Here is a 16956-nt window from a genome sequence, read left to right on the forward strand (position 1 = left end):
ACTACTGACTGTCCTTCTTCCAGAAATCAAAAAAATTAAACCACTGATAAGGATAGCGCATCACCAGCTCCTCCAGCATTTCACTGTAAGCTTTCAACACTGGCTGCAAAGCTTCCCGCCTGCTTTTCCGCGGTAGTCTGAGTTGGTCACACGCGTGGTTGAGATATAAGTCGTAATGCCCGTCGTCGGGATTCTTTAAGCAGAATAAAAAGTACACAGGGCATTCTAACACACTGGCTAGTATCCACGGCCCTAAGGCAAATGAGGCTGGCTTACCTAAAAAGTCCTGCTCTATGGTTTGTCCCGGTTGAGTCACCGAAGTGCGATCGCCGACAATGACCACAAACTCGCCTTGTTCAATGCGCTCTTTTAGTAACATCGTCAGCCCCATATCGATATCTGTCACCTGAATCAAATCGATATCGACTTTCGGATTAACGTTTTTTAATGCCCGGTTAAACGACTGCGCATGTTGCGTGAACACCAGTACATTCATGCGCCGGGTATACTTTTTTGAAGCCAGCGCGCGGGCTACTTCCAGGTTACCCAAGTGGCTACCAATAAGAATGCCGCCCTGTGGTTGTTTCTCTAAATCGTCAAAGTGGGTGTCACCACAGTTGCGTACTTGGTTCTTAGACACCTTACCAACCCAGGCATCAATTTTTGCCAGGGCGTGCAAACCAAATTGCCAAAAGTGGTACCAGCTTTGACGCCAACCCGGCTCAGCAGCAAAGGGAGACTGTTCAGCAGCAAATGAATGCACGCGGCGAAGGAAGGCCAAAGACGCTCTGCGAGGCGCACCTCCGGTCAAAAAGAAGTAAGTGATCACTGGCGCTAAAATCAATCGCATTAACCAGTGACCACCATACTGGTAGGCTCGAAGAACAATGACGATACCCCAGTAACTGCCGCGCTCTTTCTTTTTCGCCCAGTGCTTTTCCACCATAATTAACGTTTAAACCTGCGCAGTAATAACAGCGGTATTCGCGGTAGCATGCCGAAAAACAAGCGCGTATGCAGCCAGGAAATTTTCAGGTTGTCCTGCAGCGCTCGAAAATGTGACTGCCCGCCTTGTGGGTAAATCACCTTGGTTGGAATAAACAGCACCGGTGTACCTGCCCAGTATAGACGAACCATAATCTCAATATCGAAGTCCATACGCGTGCCAATATGACGACGCTTTATCAACCCCACTGTCTGATACAAAGGGTAGACCCGAAAGCCACACATAGTGTCCTTTATTTGCATCGATAAGGTTTCGATATGCACCCAAAAATGCGTGATCTTGCGCCCAATGCGTCGGCTGGTCGGTATGCTCTCATCGTATTGCGGGTATCCACTTATCAGCGCGCCCGGGTTTTGCTTTGATAAGGCTAAAAATTCAGGAATATCGTTACTGTCGTGCTGGCCGTCAGCGTCTATTTGCAGTGCGTGAGTAAAGCCTTCTTCGGCGGCCAAATGAAACCCAGCCATAACCGCCCCGCCTTTGCCGCTGTTTTCAGGCTGGGTATACAACATGACAAGTGACTTATGTTCTTCCGCAAGAACCGCCAAAACTTCCTTGGTGTGCTCATTTGAGCCATCATCAACAATAATAATTGGCAACTCGTAAGGTAGCAGTCGCTCAACCGTTGCCGTAATGGTTTTATCGTGATTATAAATAGGAATAAGAAAGCAATACTGAGACATATTAATTAAACACCAGGCGTCCGGAAGACAGCGCTTTATTGCCGTCAGAGTATTTAAAGGTAACGCAGTCTTCGCGTTTTCGCTCAATGAACAAATCCACAGTCGCCTCAGGCAAGATCATGTCGTTAAACTTGAGTACTTCAATGCGTTGAATTGAGGTCGGTGTTGACCAGTACTGAGCCGCCAGCTCAACCACCCAGTCCAGTTGGGCAACACCTGGTAAAATAGGTGCTGAAGGGAAATGTCCCTGTAGGTAAATACAGTTAGATTCTAACCGGAACTGTCCACAAAGCCGCGGCTTGTCATTCTCGCTCATGCTTTCGGAGAAGTGAATAAACTTGGGTAGTTGAGTCTGCATATGTCTCTAGTTTTCCTCTTCGAACAATGCCTGTAAATCGGCCTGTGTGACCTTGCCTGCGCCGTTATAAGGCAGCTGCTGCATGTATCGAAAACGTTTAGGAACGACAACTTTTTCAAATCGCTGCTGTAAATGATGCCGCAACTCCTGACGCGCTTTGAATTTTCCCTGTGTGTTGAGTTGAGTATGACCTTCGGGTGTCAGTACTAAAACCAAACCCAGCTCAACACGAGGAGTGCGTAACAAACAAGCCTTGGCTGATTCGACCCAGTTGTGTTGTTGAATAAACTGCTCAACCTCATTCAGCGACACGCGTTTTTCAGCAATTTTTACAATTCGATCCTGACGCCCAAGCAACAGAAAACCACCGTTCCCCTTAAGCTGAACTTTATCTTCCGTTACATAGGAGCTTTGAGAGTCGTTAAGATAAGGTGATTGGATAACCAGCAATCCGTTGTCGTCGCAACTCACTTCTATTCCCGCCAAAGGTTTGAAGCTCTGTGAAGCCCCCGGGTTACGTTGACGCCAGGCGATACCTCCGGTTTCTGTGCTGCCGTACACTTCGGTTGGAGCTGGTAACCCATGGTCAGCAAAATCGTTAGGCACCGAGTCGGCCAGTGCTCCGCCTGACGAGAAAACCACAGCCAAAGCGTGATTATAATCAGCCAGCTGCGGCAGATTATCCAGGCGCTGCAAATGAGCAGGGCTGCTTACCAAAGCGTAACGCTGGTGGCTTGCTTTCGCCAATATTTGCTGCAATTGCTCAGGGTAATCCACTAAAGGCAATGTTACCGAACGCCCAGCGGCAAGAGGCCACAGAACCGTAAATAAGAGCCCGTAAATATGCTGATGGGTCACCGTAGCCAGAATATCCGTCTGACCGAGTTGAGCTGCAAAGGTCTGCTCCAGCGTCTCTACTTCCAGCCATAACTGTCTCAGCGTTTTTTCTACTGCTTTAGGTTTGCCACTGCTACCAGAGGTGAAAAAGGTCAGAGGGGAGTCCAAGTCACCTTTTAAGAGCAAAGAAGGCGCATCCGAACGTCCTATGGAGGGTAACTCTTCCGGTACTCTGAATGCATACTGAGATGATAGCTCGGACAGGGTCGCAGGTTTATCATTAGCTGGCAGAATAATTCGCTTTTTACTCTCTAGCAGCGCAAAGAACCAAACACTAAAACGATACCAGTCACGCTGATAAAGTAACGCATCGCCTTTCTGCTCATTAAGCCAATGGGTAGCGGCGGCAACATCCTGAAGCCAGGTTGATGCACTAATGGGTTCGCCTTTAATTGAGGCTAGTTTTGCATCCGGGCGCCGCCATTGCAGCTCCCATTGCTCAGTGCTTGTTTTTAACAACACGCCGGACACTCCATTCAATCACAAAAAGTAACCCAATCAGCACGTAAGATATTAAACCGTTGTATAGCGTCCAAAGTTCAATGTCACCATGAACTGCCGTGGCTAGGGAAAGAGCACCATTTAGAAGGAAAAATACAGCCCAGATGATGGTCACCTTTTCAGTGTAAGCAATCGCCTTCTCTGATAACGGGCCTTCCATTAACGTCGCTAAACGGGTTATTACCGCCGGCTTACGCCATAAGGATGCAACAAAGACCAGGAGTAACGCCGCGTTCATCCAAACCGGATAGAACAACACACCGGTCAGCTGGTCAGCAAAAATAGCCGTTACGGAAACGACCAATAACACGGCCATTGAAAGCCAGCTTCTGGGATGACCAATACCCTGGGCAACAATGCTTAAACTCAGTAAGGTAATCAGTGCCAGTAGCAACCAGTTTGTCAGGCCGTTCTGCGCAAACCACCAAACCATCAGAGGGTAGGCAATCAGCAAGCCACTGATGAGTATGCGCAGCACGTTTTTCATTATTCGCTGTGAACGAGTTTATAAACTTCTTCGACAACATCCTCGACAGTACGCACCGCTTTAAACGCATCCGGACTGATTTTTTTACCCGTGATTTCGCGTAATTTAACCACTAAATCCACCGCATCAATCGAATCAAGATCTAAATCCTGATACAGGTTTGCGTCTAAAGAAATATCATCAGATTCTATCTCGAAGTCTTCTTCAAGAATTTGAACTAATCGCGCATACACTTCGTCTTTCGTTTTCATCGTTCCCTCGTTTATTCGCCGCGATTATTAGCGACAAAGTCCGCTAACGTATCAACACTGTAAAAGTGCTTTTTTGTTTCCGCTGAGTTTGCATCCAGCTTTACGTCGTACTTTTTCTTTATCGCCAAACCCAGTTCCAATGCGTCAATGGAATCAAGGTTCAGGCCGTCGTCATCATCTCCGAATAAAGCGGCTGAATCATTGATGTCTGATACCTCAACATCCTCAAGATCCAGCGACTCGATAATCAAGGCTTTGATCTCTTGCTTCAGGTTTTCCGTCATCTTCTAACACCTTTTCATAGTACTTCTGTAAGTCACGAGTCAGTTGACGCGCGGCAATGCTAAGCTTTTCAGCCTGGCAGTATACGGCCGAATCTATTTCGCCCAGATAGGAAACCGACAACGTCGGCTTCCGTTTCGGGGCACAATACCAGGCCTCATGTTTAATCAACGTTACGGGTAAGCAATCCACACGCAGCGCCGTAATTTTTGCCCCTGTACGTAACGCAAGATGCGCTGCACCGCGTTGAAATTTAATGGCTTTCTCCGGGGTGCTGCGTGTACCTTCGGGGAATATAATGAGGTTATTTCCCCAGGCCAGAGAACGCTCACAGTCCGTCACCAAATCTTCAGGGTCATCATTGCTCAGGTAACCCGTCGAGCGAATAACACCACGCATAAATGGGTTCTTCCAGAGGTGTGACTTGACCACACAATCTGGGTTCGGCACAAAAGAGATTAGCGCCACCACGTCAATTAAGCAGGGGTGATTAGCAATAATGACATGGCCCCGAACGCTTCGTAGCTTCTCAATTGCCTTAAAGTCAAAGTTGAACACGCCGGTCCACTTCATCACACCAATAAACCACTTAAACGTCAGTTGCACTAAACGCCGGGCCCGGGCTTGGCGCTGCTGCTCACTCCCTTTCGAGAGTATGGCCAGTAAGGGCAGCGCAGTCACCGACAGCAACAGGCCGCCTAAGCCAAAAATGGCAAAGCAAAGCCCTGTGGCGAAACGTCGCCAGGTGCGATTAATTATCTGCCAGAGACTCAGCAACATGCCAGCTCCACCTTACCCCGTTATAGTCTTGAACCACCTTACCGCCACCATCATCAAACATCTTCTGCACGCTGCTCGCAACTCCCCAGACGTCTTCCTGTAACTGACTTTCTTTTGCAACAAGGCGATCCAAAATCAATTCTTGTCCGTTTTCCCTATCGAGTAAAACCGCATGCGAAAAGCTTTTCGCTGGCGATTGAACTTGCCCGGAATACACCGCCGGAGGCACTTCATCAGAGTACACCAACAACACGCGTTTAGCTTCGCTTTGTAGCTGACTTATGGCTTCCAACCAGCCTAAAGGATAGGTTTGTTCACCGGCAGACAAGGTTGTCATCGACTGTCTGTTGTCAGCGGCCATACTGTATTGACCTAACACGGCATTATTAACTGAAAGCGCAAACTGAGTTGGTGACAGAACTTCACCGCGTACTAATTCACGAAGTAACTTTTCGGTTCGATGTAAGTCGCCGTGCCGAGTGGCCAGTATCACCGGTGTATCTTTCAACTGAGGGTGCCTTTCGCTCAATTCCAGCATGGCAGTTATCAGCACTTTTGCATACGAGCTCAGCCGCCGTCGGGTCGAAGCCGGAATTTGCTTCAGCCGTTCACGACATTCGGTCTGGACTAAGGTACTATCAGCTACAAAGGCTCGCATAGGGTTTGGACAGATACTCAAAAAAGAAGCGGAATATTACAGAAACTCACTCGACATTTCAAAAATATAACATCGCATATGGTTATCGGATATAGGCTCTACAATAAAACGGCATCACCAAAACAGGTGTCGAAAGCGACTCATGACTTACTGATACAGCTTGTCAAAAAATACTGGGGAGTCGCTGAGCCCAGACAAATTACCGTGAGCAAAAGCGATTCCGGCGCCCCGCTTTTGAGCGTAAACGATCAGCCCGTTTATTGCTCGCTTTCTCATAAGTCTGGATTTATAGCCGCCGCCTATTCAACAACAAGTCATATCGGCATAGACGTTGAAAACTTGCGTACCAGTAAAAGCTACCACCGTACTCGCGATTATTATAAAGACGGTTTTCTAACCGGCAGCGGTTTGACCCAACAAGCGTTTTTCCGGCAATGGACGTTAGCAGAGGCGGTGGCGAAAGCCTCCGGCGAGCCTTTACTTAAGGTTCTGGAGCAACCGCTTGAAAAACAGCAACTCGCAGCAAAACACTTCCGGATAAACTCCTTTTTGCTGTGCGCTTACCAGGCGGTTGCCGCTGATAAAGTCAGCGATATATCACTGCATCAAATGGACAACGATAATCGGGCATAAAAAAGACCGTGTTTTTTATCATTCATTACGCAAGTCATTTAGAATTAGACTAAACGTAAAGAGAGCAATTACCGTAACAACAAGTATAACTAACTTCTGGTGGATTGATTTGCTTATGAACAAAGGCAAGAACGGGCTTATATACACACTGGGTTTTCTTGGGTTGGTGCCCTTTTTAGCCTCATCACTGTTAGCACTCATGCACACAGGAACTTTTTGGGGCGTTTTACCTTTAGAGTTCTTGATTACTTATGGTGCCATTATTCTCAGTTTTTTGGGAGGCATCTTGTGGGGGCGCGCGTTACACCGCGCCGAGAGCGAAAAAACAACCGGCTTACTTCTGCTAAGTAATGTCTTTGCGCTCATGGCCTGGTTCACACTATTAATTAACGCGCCCGCCTGGTCATTAGGCCTGCAAATGTTCGGCTTTGTATTAGTTCTGTTTTTCGAGCAGAAACTGGCCCGCAGTTCCGCCATGACCTCTTATATGGGGTATTATCGTATCCGCGTTTTATTGACCGCTGCCGTGATCGTCTGTCAGCTACTCGTATTTGGTAACCACATTTTGTAGCCCTACCTGTTCTGATGATAACGGGCCAGAGTTTCCGCATAAATGTGTCGGACATCGTCACTAAACTTTTCAACGGAATAATCGCGTGCAAACGTCAGGGCATTTTTAGAAAGGCTCTGGCGTAACGCTTTGTCGTCCAGCATTTGTTTAACCTTTTCACACCAAAGCGACTGCTTCGCCGGTGTTTTATAGCCGTTATAGCCATCCTCTACTACATCATCGATACCGCTGGAACGCACCGCAACCACGGGTAAACCGGCGGCCATAGCTTCCAGAATGACCATTCCCTGTGTCTCCGACTGAGACGCAAACAAAAAGGCGTCACCTAACCGGTACCAGGCAGCCATCTGCTCTGGTGGAACCGCCCCCACCAAGGTAATCTGCTGTTGTAGATTCATCTCATCAATACGCGCCTGCAAGCGGTGCCGCTGATGTCCATCACCAACAATCAGCAGCCGGAACGGCTTATCGGTCTGCTCCTTCAGCTGCGCCATCGCCTCTATCATAAAATCGATGTTTTTCTCATTAGACAATCGGGAGACACTGACGAATACGGTTTCATTGCCAATACCCTGTTGTTTCCGCAGTGCTGCCGCTTGGTCCGGATCAACTTGCTGAAAACGTTCGAATTCGATACCCGTTGGCTGCACAAAGGTCGGGCGCTTTACGCCTATCATGCGTAAATACTCTTCGGTTGACTGTGTGGGTACAATCACACCATCGCATTTGTTCGCAAAGCGACGAACCAAAAAGTGCGCAATAATGTTGCGGAAGAGTGAGCCTGGCAAAAACACAAAGTGAGCATAATGCTCTAACCGAGTGTGATATGTGTAAACCACGGGAACCTTAAGTCGCCGAGCCATAAAGACCCCAAGCGAACCTATCCAGAAAGGGTGATGCACATGAATAATATCCGGCTTAAACGCTTTTACCTTTTTACGAACAGAGCCGGAAAAAATGTTGGCAAAACGAAATTCACTTTTTTCCCCAAAAGAGAATAAAGACGGCATGCGCACCACATGCTCCTCTTTTTCTGTGGTTTGTTGGTAGCGCGGCGCAACAATCAAGACTTTATCTTTGAGCTTTACCAAACCCTTTCGCAAGCGCTCGATAGAAATAGGGACTCCACCAATAAACGGCAGGTAGTTATTAGTGAACATAGCTACTCGCATGCGGCTTTTAGCCCAGGGCTCCGGATTGATGTCGTAGTCGGGGTAGTATTCCTTTCCAACAAACACAGCATTATAGAGCTTGGTCGTAATGACCAAAAACAAGCTCACCAACAGGATAAAGTTCAGGTACCCCACATAAAATAGGGAGTGAATAAAGAACCACAGGCTTTCCAATTGCTTCAAAATGGGGTGTTGCCCAATTTCCAGCTCTTCCACTGAATGTTCAACGGAGCCATCGGCACTCACCGTAACTTTTACATAATGGTAAAAACTTTCATCCTGGTTCAGTACCAAGCCGCCGGCACCACCTGTTGTAATATAAGGTATACCGTTATGTTGTTGTTCCGAATAAATTGAAATATTCGAGGAGAAAACCCGGTCGACGCCAAAGTTGCTCAACGTTTGCAGCAAAGTGCTTCTAAACTCAACAGGTTGTAGAAAGTCCTCATCCTCGGCCAGAAAAAATTCTTCTTCCGGTTCCAGTGGTGGATGGCCAATGAACACAAAGCGATGCTCGGAGTTATCGGCTTTAAGAATGTCGGTTAACCAACGAAGCTGCCATTGCCACGGCGTTTTCCCAGTGCTGTCCAGAAAGATAAAGCGGCTGTTACCGGCGGTAAAGCTGAAAAAGTGCGGGCCATAATGATCATAGAAACGGAAGCTACCGAACTCTTCGTACTCGTTGTTCCCAAAGGTCAATAAATACGGCATTTGCAAACGCGACAACGTGCCGCGTATTGCTCGATATTTATCCTCACCACCACTACTGACGGCATTTCCCGCCGACACTAGAAAGTCGACGCTTGCATCATTAAGCATCGGAATAATACGACGCTCAAAAATACCAACCGAATTATTAATATTACCCACAACCGCGAAGCTGTAACTTTCTTGCCCTTCCAGTCGCGCACTAATAGAAGAAAGCTGGTCGGTATGCTCCGCCTCGAACTCAGAGGTGATTAAGTTCAAATAAACTTTATAGCCAATAAGGCCGACAACAATGGCAATGTTTAAGTAAAACAGGACTTTGAGCAGTTTGGTTTTGTTCATTGTGTGTCCTGTACTTTGGCTGACTGAACTAAGTAGCGTTGCAAAATAAATAACCCCAACAGCATGCCAAGGTAAATGGTTAGAAAGCGCCAGCTAAAAGTCACTAATAATAAGTGGTTACTGGCCAGAATGTCGCTAAAAAAGCTACCGAAAACGCCTTCAGAAATACCCGAAGCTCCCGGCGTTGGCGCAAAATACATGATAAACGTCGTTACCACCAGCAAGCCCAGGCTAACGAGATAATCGACATCATAGTCTAAACCCCACATCAACAAAGCCGGAAAGCTAAATAGGCTAAGCAAAAAAATAAAGGTAAACACGACCGATAAACTAATGGCAACTTTAGAGCCTCGGCAGTATTCAGAAAAGCTACGGGAAAAGCGCAGCATCTCGCGCCGGGCCCGATACTGCCACCTAAGATGACGCTCCGGACTAATGAGCCGTAGCTTGTGTATTCCCTTGCAAAGGTAACTGAGCGGCCCAATCAGCCAATGCGCTCGCAATAAGACGACCGTAAAAAAGAGCAAATAAAGCACAATGAAAAACGCTAATGCCACACCAATATCGGAAATAATCGCTTGATCCTGCAAAGGCGCCAGCGTTAATAAAAATATCGGCGTGAGCGAGAAAATAAAGAAAATGGCCAGCACCGTACGGATTGTAGTTGCCGCTGTCGCTTTACCAATGGGTACTCCGTGCTCATGCAGGAACCAGACCTGTGCAAATCCTCCGCCAGTCGCCATAGGCGTGATATTCGAAAAGAAGATGTTGATGAAAACCAGTTTCGCCATGGCGCGTTTGGGGATCCGATAACCCAGAGCTCGCAAAGTGTAATATAAACGTAAGCCATCGGCGGCAAAATAGATAAGCAAAAGTAAAACGGTAAGGCTGAGAACTTCTGGATCGAACAGGCGAAAATCAAAGGTTAAACTGCGACCGGAAAAGTGGTCATAAAGGGCAAAAAAGCCCGCAACCGTAAGCAAAACAAACAACACACTAAAAAGTGCTAAACGTTTCCATGAGGCTTTGTATTGCTTTTCTTCGTCCACTGAAGCGGTCATTTTCTGCTATTTACTCCTTACAAAGCCTAATGCTTAAGGATTATGGAGTCGTACAGAAGGGATGTCAAAAGGCTTTCACTCATAAAAAAGCCCCCAAGTTGGGGGCCGAAAACTTAACCAGGGAGTAAAAACCAATCATTTGTTAAGTTGTGCTGTAGTCTAAGTACGGAATATGACAGTTTTTAGACTTCCCTGTTTTATTTCAATGACAGCTTCGCTTTTCTTAAGCTTAATACGCCGGCATTAAGAACACTTCACGCACGCAGTTACGTGGATTCGCGTTAATTGAGTACAGCACTGCATCAGCGACATCCTCTGGATCCAGCTTGTCCGGTTTAGGTTCATCAAAGAACGGCGTATTGACCATGCCCGGTGCTATTGTTGTGCAGCGACCGTTCCATTCTTTCATTTCTTCTGCCAAGTTCTGTGCAAAACCATGAACAAACCACTTAGTGGCACCATAAACCGAGCCTTTTAGAGTAATACGTCCAGCGGCGGAGCCGGTCATTAAAAAGTGGCCCGTGGTTTTTCGTAAGTGCGGTAAGGTCAATTTCGCGGTGTACAAAAGCCCATTGATGTTGATATCCACCATCTGCTTCCATTCACTTGGGTCACCCTCTTCTGTGCCTGCTGTCGAAACACCAGTACCAGCATTAGCAAACACCGCATCTAACTGGCCAAACTTATCAACACCCTGTTTTACTGCCTGCTCCAATTCATCGTAATTGCCAGCGTCTGCAGCAACACCAATGGCAGTATCCTTACCAAATTCTTCTACTAACGCGTCCAGCTTTTCCTTCCTTCGCGCCGTTAATATCAGCTTTAATCCGTCTTTCGCCGCTTTACGCGCCGTGGCCTCACCGATGCCACTAGAGGCACCGGTGATTAATAGTACTTTTGACATGCTTCCTCCCTAGGCTAAATCAAAACGGTCTGCGTTCATCACTTTCGTCCAGGCCTTCACAAAATCTTTTACAAACTTCTCCTGGTTGTCGTCCTGAGCGTACAGCTCTGAATACGAGCGCAGGATAGAGTTCGAGCCAAAGACTAAATCGATGCGGCTTGCTGTCCACTTCAGTTTGTCAGTTTTGCGGTCACGAACTTCGTAGTGGTCATCCGCTTTCTTCCAGACATTATTCATATCGGTCAGGTTAACGAAAAAGTCGTTAGTTAACGCGCCAGCACGGTCAGTAAATACGCCGTGCTTAGACTCCCCGTAGTTCGCACCCAGAGCACGCATGCCACCGACAAGAACTGTCATTTCTGGTGCCGTTAAGCCCATCAAATGGGTGCGATCCAGCATCAATTCCTCTGCCGGTACCGCGTAATCTTTTTTCAGATAGTTGCGGTAACCGTCATGCAATGGCTCTAATGGCTCAAAACTTTCAACGTCAGTTTGTTCGTCGGTTGCGTCACCACGACCTGGTGCAAACGGGGCAATCACATTATAGCCAGCATCTTTCGCTGCTTTTTCAACTGCCGCTGTACCCCCTAAGACAATTAAGTCGGCCAGGCTGACTTTCTTATCCAGCGTCGACTGCAGCTCTTCCAGTACACGAAGGACTTTGTGCAGTTTTTCCGGCTCGTTACCGTGCCAGTCTTTTTGCGGTGCTAAACGAATACGAGCACCATTTGCGCCGCCACGGAAATCCGAGCAACGGAAGTTACGCGCGCTGTCCCATGCGGTAGAAATCAGCTCGTAAGACGTTAACTCTGTATTTAATAACTTTTCTTTTAAGTCAGCAATTTCCGTTTCACTCAGGGTGTAATCCACTTTTGGAATTGGATCCTGCCAAATCAGGTCTTCTTGCGGCACATCGGCACCTAAGTAGCGATCTTTTGGACCTAAATCGCGGTGCGTCAGTTTAAACCAGGCGCGGGCGAATACGTCAGCAAAGTACTCAGGATCTTTGTAGAACTTCTCGGCAATTTTGCGATAGTCCGGATCCATTTTCATCGCCATGTCGGCGTCAGTCATAATGGGGTTATGACGAATGGACGGGTCTTCCACGTCAACCGGCTTATCTTCCTCTTTAATGTCGATAGGTTCCCACTGCCACGCACCGGCAGGGCTTTTCTTCAGCTCCCACTCGTAGTTAAACAGCAGGTAGAAGTAACCGTTGTCCCACTGGGTTGGATTCGTCGTCCAGGCACCTTCAATACCGCTAGTGACGGTATCGCGACCAACGCCTTTGCCGCCGCTGTTGCGCCAGCCCATGCCCTGCTCTTCAACATCTGCCGCTTCAGGCTCAGGACCTAAGTTTTCTTCTTTGCCATTACCGTGACATTTACCCACAGTATGACCACCCGCGGTTAACGCACAGGTTTCTTCGTCATTCATTGCCATGCGTTTAAAGGTTTCACGCACGTCTTTTGCAGTACGAAGCGGGTCAGGGTTACCGTCAACGCCTTCCGGGTTCACGTAAATTAAGCCCATTTGCACTGCAGCCAGTGGGTTCTCCAGTGAATCACGCTCTTCATCCGAGCTGTAACGGTTTTTGGTTTCCGCCAGCCATTCTTTCTCGCTACCCCAGTAAGTGTCTTCTTCCGGGTGCCAGATATCCTCACGGCCACCGGCAAAACCAAAGGTTTTAAGACCCATGGACTCATAAGCCATGTTACCGGCCAGAATGAACAAATCCGCCCAAGACAGTTTGCTGCCGTACTTTTTCTTAATCGGCCACAATAAACGACGCGCTTTGTCTAAGCTTACGTTATCCGGCCAGCTGTTCAGCGGTGCAAAGCGTTGGTTACCCGTACCGCCGCCACCGCGACCATCGGCTAAACGATAAGAACCCGCTGAGTGCCAGGCCATACGAATCATTAAGCCACCATAATGGCCCCAGTCTGCCGGCCACCACTCCTGGCTATCAGTCATAAAGTTTTTCAGGTCTTGCTTTAACTCTTCTAAGTCAATTTTTTTGAATTCTTCCGCGTAGTTAAAGTCCTCATCCAGAGGATTCGCTTTGGTGTCGTGTTGACGCAGAATTTCGAGCTTCAGCGAGTTTGGCCACCAATGGGTGTTCGTCTTTTTCTCAGAGGTCATGCTGCCATGCATGATAGGGCATTTACCGCCACCATTTGATTGAGTCATTTAGCTTTCCTTATCTTATGTGTCCAATTTGAATACTTGTTATATGTTATAGCAACGACCGCTGACTTACTCAAAGGCAAGATACCGTTTGCTTTGATAGGTTTTATAGATACAGGAAAAATGGCGGGAAAGATCGGTCAGTTTGCTTTGCTGACGCTTATGCATAAATTAAATTACTCATTTTATAGTAAGCAATTTATCCTCAAAACTAGCTTAGCCGGAATCTCTGGGGTAGCATACCCTCATGCTATGTACCCTATGCTCCTCGGTCTCAGAATCCTTCTGTGAAGATAAAAAACGCCAGTACTTCCGATGCACTGTCTGTGACATGATTTTCGCCGACCCTGACACCCTCCTGTCTCAAGCCGAAGAGAAGCTCATTTACGACTATCATGAAAATGGCCCAGACGACATTGGCTACCGTAAGTTTTTAAACCACCTGGCAATCCCCTTGATGGATAAACTATCTCCTGGTATGGAAGGTCTTGATTTTGGTTCCGGCCCCGGTCCAACATTGAACCTGATGCTTGAAGAACAAGGGATGAAGATGTCAGTTTATGACATCTATTACGCGCCGGATACCGGCCAGTTGAGTCGTCAGTATGACTTTGTCACCTGCACCGAAGTAGCAGAACACTTTAGGAAGCCCGATAAGAGCTGGGCGCAGTTAATTGGCCTGATCAAACCCGGCGGCTGGCTGGGCGTAATGACCTGCATGTTCACAAAAGAAACGGCTGACGTCTTTAATCTGTGGAGCTACAAAGGTGACCCTACCCATATCAGCTTTTACACGCCAAAAACCATGCAGTGGATAGCTCGACAATTTCAGTTGCGCATTGAAATAGTCAGCGACCGAGTCATTTTATTTAAGAAGTAACCAAAGGGACAACCAGATACATCCAGCTACTTTGGCGTACCAAACATAATTTTATCGGCGTTATTAGCTAAAGCAATGATCATAGTTACAGCCCAGGTTCCCAATACCCACCAAAACGTCGGCCAGGACATCCAGGTAAGATCGAGAAACAACAAATCGAAAATCCAAACAATAAATACCGCAAATAAAATCGAAGGCAAAAATACAACGAAAAGAACACAAAGGGCTAAAGGTATCGTGCCCAGGGTTTTCATCCAGTTTAATAAAGACGACATAATGGCTTTTAATTAGTCAAAGTGGATTGAAAACTACAGTGAGTTGGGGGAGATATCAACTCACCACCCATTTTTTCTGAACCAATCTATACTTCGTTTCGTCTTTCTACTGAGTTACAGACAATAAAACAATGACTAATAAGGCATCAACTCATGAAGATAGAGCAAGTAGAGGTACTCGTTCTAGCAGCACAAGAAGGTAAACGCGATGCTTTGGAATTGCTTTATCGTCATTTTTTTACACCGATGAAGCGCTACGCATTGATACGGGTTCACCAAACAACAACGGCGGAAGACCTTGTACAAAACGTCTGGCTCAAGGTCGGTAGACGATTGCAATTTATGCAGGATGTTCGGGTTTTTCGGAGCTGGCTTTATAAAGCGTTGCGGTGGGAAATTATCGACTGGGCACGTCAGCAGCGTAATGCGAACTTCGAAGAGCTTAATGAATCGAGTTTATTCACAGAGGATTTACGGCCAGAGGTTTTGGATGTCGCTCCTCTTTTGGCGGGCCTGAAACCCAACGAACGTGAAGTTATTGAACTGTTCTACCTGAGTGAATTGTCGGTTAACGAAACAGCCTTAGTACTCTCTATAGCGCCAGGCACAGTCAAGTCAAGATTGCATAGCGCACGAGAAGAATTGCGTCATAGATACTTAAACGAGGGTGATAAGCCATGAGCACAAACAAAGAAGTTAACGAGCAAATAAAAGAGGATTTGTCCGCGCAAGCACAGGAACTGGACAAGCTAATGGGCACCGGCGAAGGCCTTACCGGCTACTTAAAACAAGGGTTTAAATACGACATAGGCTGGGTTGTTAAGGTTGCCTATGGGCTGGGCGCGATATTTACGGCATTGCTGTTGTTTTGCGGATATCAGTTTTTTACAGCAACACCGGACAACGAATTGTTCTGGGGCGTTCTTCTTATCTTAAGTTTTAACGCTCAAGTTGCCACAAAGCTCTGGATTTATATGCAAACCAACCGTAATCATACCGCACGGGAAATCCGCTTACTGGAGTTGCGTTTAAAGTCCGCAAATGACGAGTAATAAGTGGGGTGGCTCATCGCCACCCCATCAGACTCTATCTTTTAACGCCCTGATTGGCTGCTTTTATTTCTTCCGAGAATGCTCACGCCAGATCCGAAAGCGTGTCAGTATGTACCAGATAAGACCGCCGATAAACATGATCAGAGGAATCATATTAATCTCGTTGCTCTGCTGGGACTCATCAGAAGTTAGAAAAAACCAGAATACGCCAATAATCAGAATAACGAGCGCCAACACCCCTTGTATCTGCAGGCTTTTTGATGTGTTTTCCGTCGTAATCTTATCTTCCCCAGGTTGATCGTTTTCACCCGGCTGATCCTTTTGTTCTGAATCTTCGGTCTTCACATAGCCGCAGGCCGGGCAACTGTATTTATTATCCAGCACCTGATCTTCACACTTTGGACATTTCTCAAATGCCATTGAAACACCTCTCTGTTTTCTTTCGGAGTGTTCACTCTTCAGTGTAGTCAAAAGAAGAGCAAATAGCCTTATTGTCTCGCATCGCTGTTTGCCCCCTAATCAAAACATATTGCTGATAATTTTTCAGATAAAGACACCCACCGGCGGGTGAGCATTGCTTAATTTCAATCGACTGATGTGCGTAGCGCTTTGGATATTGTGTTCTGAGATAGGCGGCAGCCTGCACACTGGCGGATCCTGTGGCAGCATCTTCAGCCTCTCCGTATTGCGGCGCAAAATAGCGCAATTGTACCGTCCCTGACCGCAATCGATAAATAACAATTAAAGCTCGTTGGCTAAACTGGCATAACGCGCCACTATTTAGGCGCAACTGCGTCAACGGCTGGGCAAGTTCAAGCAACACATAATCATTTCGGCCACCACAGTAGCACCCATTGATAACAGGGCGGCTTATCAGCCGTCGCCAAAATCTTAAGCTACGCAACGGTCTCTGCGTTAATGGTCTATCAAAGTAGTAAGCCGATTCATGGTCAAACCCTAGCTGTATTTCACCTGCTGGCGTCAACAAACACTCGTTGATGGGTTTCGTCTTTAGTTTCTCGTTTATATAAGCAGCAACTGCCAGGTTACCCGACCCGCAGCGACGTACCGGTCTGCCATAATTTAAAAATTGAGCCTGAAATGCTCCCGAGCGACCACTCATCAGGATTAAATTTGGAACAGTTTGATATTGCGAAGGCGTTTCGGACCAGGCGGGTGCCGGGCGATAAGCTATATGATGCTGATTGCCCAACGCCTGCGGACCATAAAAGACATCGACAGTACAAAGTTTTGGCATAGCAGACTCT

Annotated in this window: 21 protein-coding genes; 5 read left to right on the plus strand and 16 right to left on the minus strand. The window is 47.1% G+C overall.

Annotation, left to right across the window (positions count from 1 at the left end):
* Position 1: 1 nt before the first annotated feature.
* Genes CWI78_RS06385 through CWI78_RS06425 form a run of 9 tightly spaced genes read right to left on the minus strand, consistent with a single transcriptional unit; the run spans position 2 to position 5903 of the window.
* Complete coding sequence (locus CWI78_RS06385; protein ID WP_126781361.1) at positions 2 to 946, minus strand: LpxL/LpxP family acyltransferase; 945 nt, start codon at positions 944 to 946, stop codon at positions 2 to 4.
* Positions 947 to 948: 2 nt separating this feature from the next.
* The gene (locus tag CWI78_RS06390; RefSeq protein ID WP_126781363.1) at positions 949 to 1689 is read right to left on the minus strand and encodes a glycosyltransferase family 2 protein; all 741 of its coding nucleotides are present in this window, start codon (positions 1687 to 1689) and stop codon (positions 949 to 951) included.
* 1 nt (position 1690) lies between these two features.
* Positions 1691 to 2047, minus strand: coding sequence for an ApeI family dehydratase (locus CWI78_RS06395; RefSeq protein WP_126781365.1), 357 nt, complete (start codon positions 2045 to 2047; stop codon positions 1691 to 1693).
* Between the two features lie 6 nt (positions 2048 to 2053).
* A complete protein-coding gene (locus CWI78_RS06400) occupies positions 2054 to 3406 on the minus strand; it encodes an AMP-binding protein (RefSeq protein WP_126781367.1) in 1353 nt (450 codons plus the stop codon).
* On the minus strand, positions 3384 to 3932 hold the full coding sequence (locus CWI78_RS06405) for a COG4648 family protein (protein ID WP_126781369.1): 549 nt from the start codon (positions 3930 to 3932) through the stop codon (positions 3384 to 3386). The genes CWI78_RS06400 and CWI78_RS06405 overlap by 23 nt, the downstream gene beginning before the upstream one ends.
* On the minus strand, positions 3932 to 4183 hold the full coding sequence (locus tag CWI78_RS06410; protein WP_126781371.1) for an acyl carrier protein: 252 nt from the start codon (positions 4181 to 4183) through the stop codon (positions 3932 to 3934). Before CWI78_RS06410 ends, CWI78_RS06405 begins: the two co-directional genes overlap by 1 nt.
* Positions 4184 to 4194: 11 nt before the next feature.
* Complete coding sequence (locus CWI78_RS06415; protein ID WP_054488782.1) at positions 4195 to 4467, minus strand: phosphopantetheine-binding protein; 273 nt, start codon at positions 4465 to 4467, stop codon at positions 4195 to 4197.
* Positions 4409 to 5245: a lysophospholipid acyltransferase family protein gene (locus CWI78_RS06420; RefSeq protein WP_126781373.1), complete on the minus strand. Its 837-nt coding sequence runs from the start codon at positions 5243 to 5245 to the stop codon at positions 4409 to 4411. The genes CWI78_RS06415 and CWI78_RS06420 overlap by 59 nt, the downstream gene beginning before the upstream one ends.
* Complete coding sequence (locus CWI78_RS06425) at positions 5217 to 5903, minus strand: beta-ketoacyl synthase chain length factor (protein ID WP_126781375.1); 687 nt, start codon at positions 5901 to 5903, stop codon at positions 5217 to 5219. Before CWI78_RS06425 ends, CWI78_RS06420 begins: the two co-directional genes overlap by 29 nt.
* 126 nt (positions 5904 to 6029) lie before the next feature.
* Between CWI78_RS06425 and CWI78_RS06430 the strand changes: the two genes are divergently transcribed.
* Positions 6030 to 6536: a 4'-phosphopantetheinyl transferase family protein gene (locus CWI78_RS06430; protein WP_244213085.1), complete on the plus strand. Its 507-nt coding sequence runs from the start codon at positions 6030 to 6032 to the stop codon at positions 6534 to 6536.
* Between the two features lie 115 nt (positions 6537 to 6651).
* Positions 6652 to 7107: a DUF3429 domain-containing protein gene (locus CWI78_RS06435; RefSeq protein WP_126781379.1), complete on the plus strand. Its 456-nt coding sequence runs from the start codon at positions 6652 to 6654 to the stop codon at positions 7105 to 7107.
* A gap of 2 nt (positions 7108 to 7109) precedes the next feature.
* Here CWI78_RS06435 and CWI78_RS06440 read toward each other — a convergent pair whose 3' ends face one another.
* The 4 genes from CWI78_RS06440 to katG all read right to left on the minus strand — a co-directional run bounded on the left by CWI78_RS06440 (position 7110) and on the right by katG (position 13484).
* The gene (locus CWI78_RS06440) at positions 7110 to 9329 is read right to left on the minus strand and encodes a glycosyltransferase (protein ID WP_126781381.1); all 2220 of its coding nucleotides are present in this window, start codon (positions 9327 to 9329) and stop codon (positions 7110 to 7112) included.
* Positions 9326 to 10390, minus strand: coding sequence for a lysylphosphatidylglycerol synthase transmembrane domain-containing protein (locus CWI78_RS06445; RefSeq protein WP_126781383.1), 1065 nt, complete (start codon positions 10388 to 10390; stop codon positions 9326 to 9328). The genes CWI78_RS06440 and CWI78_RS06445 overlap by 4 nt, the downstream gene beginning before the upstream one ends.
* Positions 10391 to 10619: 229 nt before the next feature.
* On the minus strand, positions 10620 to 11294 hold the full coding sequence (locus CWI78_RS06450; RefSeq protein ID WP_126781385.1) for an SDR family oxidoreductase: 675 nt from the start codon (positions 11292 to 11294) through the stop codon (positions 10620 to 10622).
* A 9-nt stretch (positions 11295 to 11303) separates the two neighbouring features.
* Entirely contained in the window at positions 11304 to 13484 is a 2181-nt protein-coding gene (gene katG / locus CWI78_RS06455) for a catalase/peroxidase HPI (RefSeq protein WP_126781387.1), read from the minus strand.
* 328 nt (positions 13485 to 13812) lie between these two features.
* Between katG and CWI78_RS06460 the strand changes: the two genes are divergently transcribed.
* Positions 13813 to 14361 (plus strand): class I SAM-dependent methyltransferase, encoded by a 549-nt coding sequence (locus CWI78_RS06460; protein ID WP_244213086.1) that lies wholly within the window; start codon positions 13813 to 13815, stop codon positions 14359 to 14361.
* A 26-nt stretch (positions 14362 to 14387) separates the two neighbouring features.
* Here the strand turns inward: CWI78_RS06460 and CWI78_RS06465 are convergent, their stop codons facing one another.
* Entirely contained in the window at positions 14388 to 14636 is a 249-nt protein-coding gene (locus CWI78_RS06465) for a hypothetical protein (RefSeq protein ID WP_126781391.1), read from the minus strand.
* Positions 14637 to 14789: 153 nt separating this feature from the next.
* Here CWI78_RS06465 and CWI78_RS06470 point away from each other — a divergent pair, with 153 nt between their 5' ends.
* Together CWI78_RS06470 and CWI78_RS06475 are read left to right on the plus strand one after the other, a co-directional pair.
* Positions 14790 to 15317, plus strand: coding sequence for an RNA polymerase sigma factor (locus tag CWI78_RS06470; RefSeq protein ID WP_126781393.1), 528 nt, complete (start codon positions 14790 to 14792; stop codon positions 15315 to 15317).
* A complete protein-coding gene (locus tag CWI78_RS06475; protein WP_126781395.1) occupies positions 15314 to 15688 on the plus strand; it encodes a DUF6768 family protein in 375 nt (124 codons plus the stop codon). Before CWI78_RS06470 ends, CWI78_RS06475 begins: the two co-directional genes overlap by 4 nt.
* 63 nt (positions 15689 to 15751) lie before the next feature.
* Here the strand turns inward: CWI78_RS06475 and CWI78_RS06480 are convergent, their stop codons facing one another.
* Positions 15752 to 16108, minus strand: a complete 357-nt coding sequence (locus tag CWI78_RS06480) for a zinc ribbon domain-containing protein (RefSeq protein ID WP_126781397.1) — start codon at positions 16106 to 16108, stop codon at positions 15752 to 15754.
* 31 nt (positions 16109 to 16139) lie between these two features.
* On the minus strand, positions 16140 to 16946 hold the full coding sequence (locus CWI78_RS06485; protein ID WP_126781399.1) for a PhzF family phenazine biosynthesis protein: 807 nt from the start codon (positions 16944 to 16946) through the stop codon (positions 16140 to 16142).
* Positions 16947 to 16956: the final 10 nt, after the last annotated feature.

This window comes from Idiomarina ramblicola, assembly GCF_003987255.1.
Lineage (GTDB): Bacteria > Pseudomonadota > Gammaproteobacteria > Enterobacterales > Alteromonadaceae > Idiomarina > Idiomarina ramblicola.